Annotated in this window: 4 protein-coding genes; all 4 read left to right on the top strand. The window is 34.2% G+C overall.

The window, feature by feature from the left end; all coding sequences use genetic code 11:
* A partial coding sequence (locus tag MK370_RS08400) for an Eco57I restriction-modification methylase domain-containing protein (RefSeq protein ID WP_268684908.1) occupies nt 1-3052 on the top strand: 3052 nt, incomplete at its 5' end.
* 358 nt (nt 3053-3410) lie between these two features.
* Nucleotides 3411-4538, top strand: a complete 1128-nt coding sequence (locus tag MK370_RS08395) for a recombinase family protein (RefSeq protein WP_268684907.1) — start codon at nt 3411-3413, stop codon at nt 4536-4538.
* Nucleotides 4535-4945, top strand: coding sequence for a hypothetical protein (locus MK370_RS08390; RefSeq protein ID WP_004186305.1), 411 nt, complete (start codon nt 4535-4537; stop codon nt 4943-4945). Before MK370_RS08395 ends, MK370_RS08390 begins: the two co-directional genes overlap by 4 nt.
* 220 nt (nt 4946-5165) lie before the next feature.
* Nucleotides 5166-6938, top strand: coding sequence for a DUF262 domain-containing protein (locus MK370_RS08385; protein ID WP_268684906.1), 1773 nt, complete (start codon nt 5166-5168; stop codon nt 6936-6938).
* The last annotated feature ends 44 nt before the right edge of the window (nt 6939-6982 follow it).

Raw genomic sequence — 6982 nt, 5'->3', positions numbered from 1 at the left:
TAATTGTCTAACTTTTTGGGGTCAGTACATTCTGACATCAAAAAGTAGTCAAGTCAAAGCGACTGAACAGGTCTTAGCCTATTATCAGCAACTAAAAGAGACAGATATCGATATCTCATTGATGTTGGTAACTGACGGAAAAAAAGTATCCGAGGTTGTTGAGAATATAGACGGAATTAAGTCAACTCCATTTAAAGAACTCGATGTCCATTCTTTTGATAGAATTATTAAAGCAATTATCGCTTCAGACTCTAAACGCTTAAATTCGTATAATATTGTTAGAGACTTCTCTCTCGACATGGAAAATAGTATCACAAAAAGAATTGCCAATAAGTTATTTCTATTTTTAAATGATTCAGATAATAATGATAGAACCAATATGATTCAAAGGGAATGGCAAGAATTATTTCATTTATCTGAAGCTGATACTGGAAAAAATCAGGACATTATTAAAAGAAGAGAAGAATTGGGAGAATTATTTAACACCATAATAAATAGCCCAAAACTTGAATATAAGGGTTTATTTGCCTTACAAACTACCTATGCTATTATTGTAAAATTAATGGCTTGTAAAATTGTTCATAGAGTGACTACAACTGAGGATATTCAATACTTTAGTGATTTAACATCTGTAACAGAGGAGCAGATGCATCAATTTTTATCTAAAATGGAAGATGGATATTCATTCGCTGATGAGGGAATTAGAAATCTTCTTGAAGGGGATTTTTTCTCTTGGTATGTCTGGGAGGAAAAATGGGATTTTGAATTGTATTCACATATAAAAGAGCTTGTTTCAATGATTGAGGATTATACAATCTATGGTTCTGAGAATCACTTGAAATCTGCTGATGTCTTTAAAGATTTGTATATTGAAATTATGCCTAAAGCGGTCAGACATTCACTAGGTGAATACTTTACACCCGCTTGGCTTGCTGATTCTTTAATAAAAGAAGCTATTTCTCATAATCAGCCTGATGATTTTGTTGCTGTAGACCCTACCTGTGGTTCAGGTATATTTTTAATTGCTATAATTCAAAATATTATTGCAAAGCATAATATTAAGGATTATACTGATGAGCAGAAAGAAAAACTTCTTTTTCAAATACTTGAAAGAGTTAAAGGAGTAGATATAAATCCATTAAGTGTATTGACTGCCAGAGTGGGATATATGTTAGCTATTTCTCCGTTGCTAACAGGAAATAACGTTTTTGAAATACCAGTTTATCTTGGTGACTCCGCTGTAACTCCTAAAAAGGAATTAGTTGAGGATGTTGAGTGTTTTAAATATGATATGGCAAGTATTCAAAGTGATATTAATGCAATTTTTCCAGTTAAAGTTGTGGAGAACAAAGAAGAATTTTCACGACTAATTACTTTCTTAGCTAAACTAGCTAAAAAAGGTAATGAGGAGTTACTCTTTGAATATCTTAATGAGTCAGTTATTCGTAATGTTGGAAAAACCAACACTCAATTAGAGTTACGTATGCGTGATATGATTGACCAAATTATAGCATTGAATGAAAATGGTTGGAATGGTTTATGGGTGAAAGTGATTGGCAACTTTATCAAAATGGCTACTATCAACGATATTGATGTAATCATTGGAAATCCACCTTGGGTAAAATGGGAATTCTTACCAAGTACTTATGCAGAAAGAATAAAAGCAATCTCAATTAGTAGACATTTATTTAGTGGTCAGACTTATATGGGTGCTATTTCTTTAAATATTTGTGCACTGATTGCTCATGTTGTAGCAACTACTTGGTTAAAAACAACTGGGGTACTTGCATTTTTAATGCCTAAAACCATTCTGACGCAGGATTCATATGAAGGTTTCAGGAACTTTATTATTGATGAGGCTACTGATGAAAGATTCTATCTTCAAAAATGTGTAGATTGGGAAAAATCAGGTCATCCGTTTATTGCTATGAAAGAATCATTTCTATCATACATATATAAACGTGATTATGTTGATTACAGTAAAGGCCTACCTCTTGAATTTGTTACGAAAAAGAGGGGTAAGCAAAGTAAGAACATGAGAATAATTAACTTAGAACATTCTTTTGAAAAAGTAAAGAATAATTTTGAGTTTACTCAAGGTAAATTAGTTCAAGTGGATAATTCTAGGTCAGGTTTTACATTTGTCAGGGATACAAGGCAAGTAGAGAATTTTTCCAAGATTATAGGTTACTGTGCTTATAAAGGGAGATCAGGCGTTGAATTCACTCCTAAAGAAGTCTATATGCTAAAAGATGGAGGAAATGATTCTTCTTCAAACACACTAGGATGGACCTTTAACAATGATGTGGCAAGAGGAACTATTCATAAAGTAAATCAGATCGGTCCACTAAAAATAGAGACGGAGTTTGTCCGCCCTCTAATTAAAGGCCCAATGATTGGAAAATTCTGTATAGATTGGTCAAATGAATATGTTATATATCCATATAGGGAAAATCAAAACAATTCAGTTGCGTTGCATGATTTATTAAAAAGATCACCAAAACTAACTCAGTATTTATTAAATCAAGAGTCAGTAATCGGAGCACAAAGTGAAAGATCTAAGGCGATTGCTAAAGGAGATGATTTTTACTCACTTAGTAAAATAGGGGCGTATACATATGCACCCTTCAAGGTAGTATTTAGAGATAATAGTAAGTGGGCTGCTGCAGTATTAGGTCCGAAAGTTACTTCATGGGGAGAAGTTGTAAATCCTATTCCTGCTAAACATGCTCCTTATATTTCACAAAGAAAACCATTCCCGAATGAGAAGGTTAAAAATCAAGAAGAATTATATATTTCTGAAAATGAAGCTTATTATATATGTGGCATACTAAATTCACCAGTTGTTGAAAACTATATGCTAAGCACGTTCAGTCATAGAAGTATTTCTATTGATTTAAAAATTAAACTCCCACTTTATGACGAAAACAATCCGCTTCACAGAGAAATATCGGAAATAGTAAAATCTACGATTTCACTAGGTAAGGTATCTGATACGTTCTTGAGTAAGTTGAATGAATTGTACTTAGCAATTTGCGAAGAAGATTCCTAATTACTTGCTATAATTTTCTATTAGAGTTAAGATACCATCACTGAAAGGATGGTATCTATGAACTCAAACAGAGTAAACAAAGAAATAATTCATTTAACTAAAAATTATTTAAGTCAGCTTACAAAGTATCAAAACTATCTATCTCAAAATAGATACTTATTTTACTCATTTAACGAGATTAATAAGTTGTTAAAAATAGCAATAGAAATTATTGAGAGGAAGTTGAATAAATTTTAGGTAGTGGAACCTAAATAGCTCAATGGATTTTGAGCTATTTTTTTACATTTTTGTTAATACTCTTCTGATTAGCTTTCTCTTTTCTTATAATAAAGATGCAGATTTCTGGAAAGGAGGAAAAATGGTTAGAAGGAGTTCTAAGAAATTAACGAAGAAGCAAGAGCGTATTCGTAATGCCTTTGAGTATGAGAGAACCGTAGAGGTCATTCCAGCAGTTGTGCAGAATGCTAGCTTAGGACAGCAGAAGACTCGTGTGGCAGCTTATTGCAGGGTCAGTACCTTTGATGAATCCCAGTCAGGCAGTTTTGAACTTCAAAAACAATCCTACCTGGAACGGATTCAGAATACACCGAATTGGGAGCTGGCTGGTATTTATGCTGATCAGGGAGCATCTGGTACTACCATTAGGAAGCGTGAGCAGTTCCAACAAATGCTAGAAGATTGCAGGAAAGGGAAAATTGATTTGATACTGGTCAAGAGTATCAGTCGTTTTGCTCGAAACCAGCTGGACTTCATAAGCATCTACCGAGAGCTGAAAGCTTTACCTCATCCAGTAGGTATTTTAATCGAAGACATTAATCTAAACACGCTGGATACCAAAGGTGAGCTGGTGTTAGGAGTTATGTCTATAGTAGCTCAAGGCGAGAGTGAGCAGAAGAGTGCTTCGATTACTTGGTCTATTATCGAGCGTTTCAAACGCGGTATCCCAATCATCCCAACGCATAATCTACTTGGCTATACTAAGGACAAGTATGGTCAAATAATAATTGATGATTCGGAAGCCAAGGTAGTAAGGTATATCTACGATTCATATATGAATGGCAGAACTGTGCGTGAGATTGCTGATGCGCTAATGGAACATCATATTCCAACGGTCACTGGACTTGAAAATTGGTCTACCCTTGCTGTTAATAACATACTTAGGAATGAGAAGTATAAGGGTGAGATTATCATGCAGAAGACCTATACGGTAGACTGCTTTAGTCATAAGACGCGGAAGAATAATGGTGAGCGTCCGAAATACCGACTGAGAAATGGAATTCCTTCAATTATATCTGACTCTGACTGGAGTTTGGTTCAAGAGCTGCTCTCTCAACCGAGAAGAAGAACGAAATCTGCCAAAGTAGCTCTTGTGCCAAAACTCTATGTAAAAAGGGTGAAGTCAGGAATACTGAAGGATTTTATTGTACTCGATTCTTCTTGGAAGAAGAAGGAGATTCAAACTGTATTTAAAGGAGAAAAACCATGAGATTTTCAGACTACGATTTACAGGTTATTACTATAGAGAAAACTGCTAGTGATTACAGCATGACTGTCAATAAGAATTTCGTAACATTCAGCAAGGCTATAGCTGCTGAGCTGAACTATCCTAGTCATGTCATTGTGGCATTTAACAAAGACACAAAAGTCATGGGGATTCAGGTATGCCATGCTAATACCAAGGGGTCTTATGAGTTCTGCAAGTCAAAAAAGATTAGAAAAGGTGTGGTTCAGATGATGAATAAGAATCTGAAAGAAGCCATCTTGACAATTATGCCAGACTGGGAGAGTGGGAAACGCTATAAAGTACCAGGTATATACATTGCTGAGGATAGGGCCTTTGTCTTTGAGTTAAAAGGCTATGAGGTTCTTAAACCTTATCGCAAAGAAAGTTGATTCTTACTAGGTTTATGGTAGAGTCGATATTGGCTCTACCTTTTTTATATTTTATGTGTGTTATAAAAACTATCAATTAAAGTCTAATTGATCACTAAAAATGGTATTACTTTAGCTAATTGTAGAGTTTGGATTTTTTAAATAGAACTCAATTTCAGTTTGATTGGTAACAGTTTCGTGGTATAATAGCTTAAACTAAGAAGTTTTAGGAGATAGTGGTATGAGAAATGACATTCAGCCCAATTTACAAACAATAAAGGAGTATTTCACAAAGTCAGAATTTTATATTCCAACCTATCAACGTCCATATGCTTGGCAGGTGGCACAATGTGAACAGCTGATTGAAGATATTAATGTACATATGGAAAATTTTGATGATTCTGTTCAAGATAATTATTTTTTTGGAGCGATACTAATCGCGCAAGAGTCAGGTGAGGAGCATGAGGTTGCCTTGATTGATGGTCAACAAAGAACTACAACGTTTATGCTTTTATTAAAGGCATTGCTTTTGAAAATAGAGAATGAGCTAATTGTCCAACCATCAACGGATGCCGATGGAAAAAGAATCATCAAGCGGTTGAACGGACTTAAGGAACAGATTTCAGTTATGTTGTTCAATTTATCTGAAGATGAAAAGGATGATTTTGTTGAGGGAGTTTATTTCCCTACTAAGGGTAAGATTAAATATTTGAACGGTTCGATTTCTGAGAAGTATGCAAATGATATGAATGTTGTACTTCTTGGGAACGATTTCGATGGTATCAAGAATTCAGCTTTCCAAATATATCGTCGACAGAAAGATAATAGGTATACCAATTTTTTTAAAAATTTTCGTTATTTTTATAACTGGTGTAGTAATCTTAGTGTACTTAGTTGCATAAATTTTGCAAATCATTTTATTAACAATTGTCAGGTAATTACGATTACTAGTTATAATACTGATCAGGCTATAAACATCTTTAACTCTTTGAATGGTACAGGAGTTCCTTTGACACCAATTGAAGTAATTGTGTCTAAAACCACCGCGAACGCAAAAGATAGAAAAATTTTTGAAAGTAATTGGCAAAATATTGTTGCTAGAACGGATGTATCACGGCTAGACTTAAATACACTTATTACTCATTATATCTTTGTGAAACTTTCTGAACAAAATGGTTCTGATCGAAGAAATCCTGGGATTCGTGCTTTCTTTGCTAAGAATAAGGAGCTTTTAAATCGAGATACATTATTCACTAGTGAGCTAGAAAAAATACTAACAAACTTTGATATTTTTTCTGAATCTATGCTAGGTCAAGTTATTAGCAGACTCAATGGCAATTTGAAGCCGTTTGTTAGTAGCTACTTATTTTATCGAGATGATATCAGCTATCTTGAAGAGTTGTTAAAACTTGGACTTCTCATTGAACTTTCAGAACTCTCGTATAGCCATAGACTGTTTAAGGGATTTCTTGAAGAAATAAATTTGAAGTATAGTCAAGTTACAACAATTTCTACTCAGGACTTAATTGCTAATATAAAAGACCATATTGAAAATAATTTTGATTATAATAGCATCAGACAGACTCTATCCGAAAGTGGGGTTCCGAATTCGATTCTTTATGTGAATGAGTATCTTTATGCTCTTGAACAGGGCAAAGAATATAATCTTGAGGGCGGTATTGATATTGAACATATTATGCCTAAAAGTGGTTTAAACAGGGAAAACATAATGGCGGATGCTGGTTGTTCTAGTCAAGAAGAATTTCAAGAATATGCTGAAAAACTCGGGAATAAGATTCTTCTCGAATCGGTTATTAATAGAGGTATAGGGGATGCATGGTTTAGAACTAAAAAGGAGAATAATATAACGAGTGGCCGAGGCTACATTGGCAGCAGGTTTCCAATTGCTCATTCACTTGTAAACTATGATAGTGATACTTGGACGAAAAATGATATTGATAAAGCCACAGAGAAAGCTGCAGAACGAATTGCAAATTTTGTATTCAGTAAATAGTTCACATTTATATTTCGATAATAAAACAGCTCAGCACAATAATT

Origin of the sequence: Streptococcus sanguinis, from assembly GCF_026781265.1 — a bacterium.
Taxonomy (GTDB): domain Bacteria; phylum Bacillota; class Bacilli; order Lactobacillales; family Streptococcaceae; genus Streptococcus; species Streptococcus sanguinis_T.
This window is presented reverse-complemented; position numbering and strand designations above follow the sequence as displayed.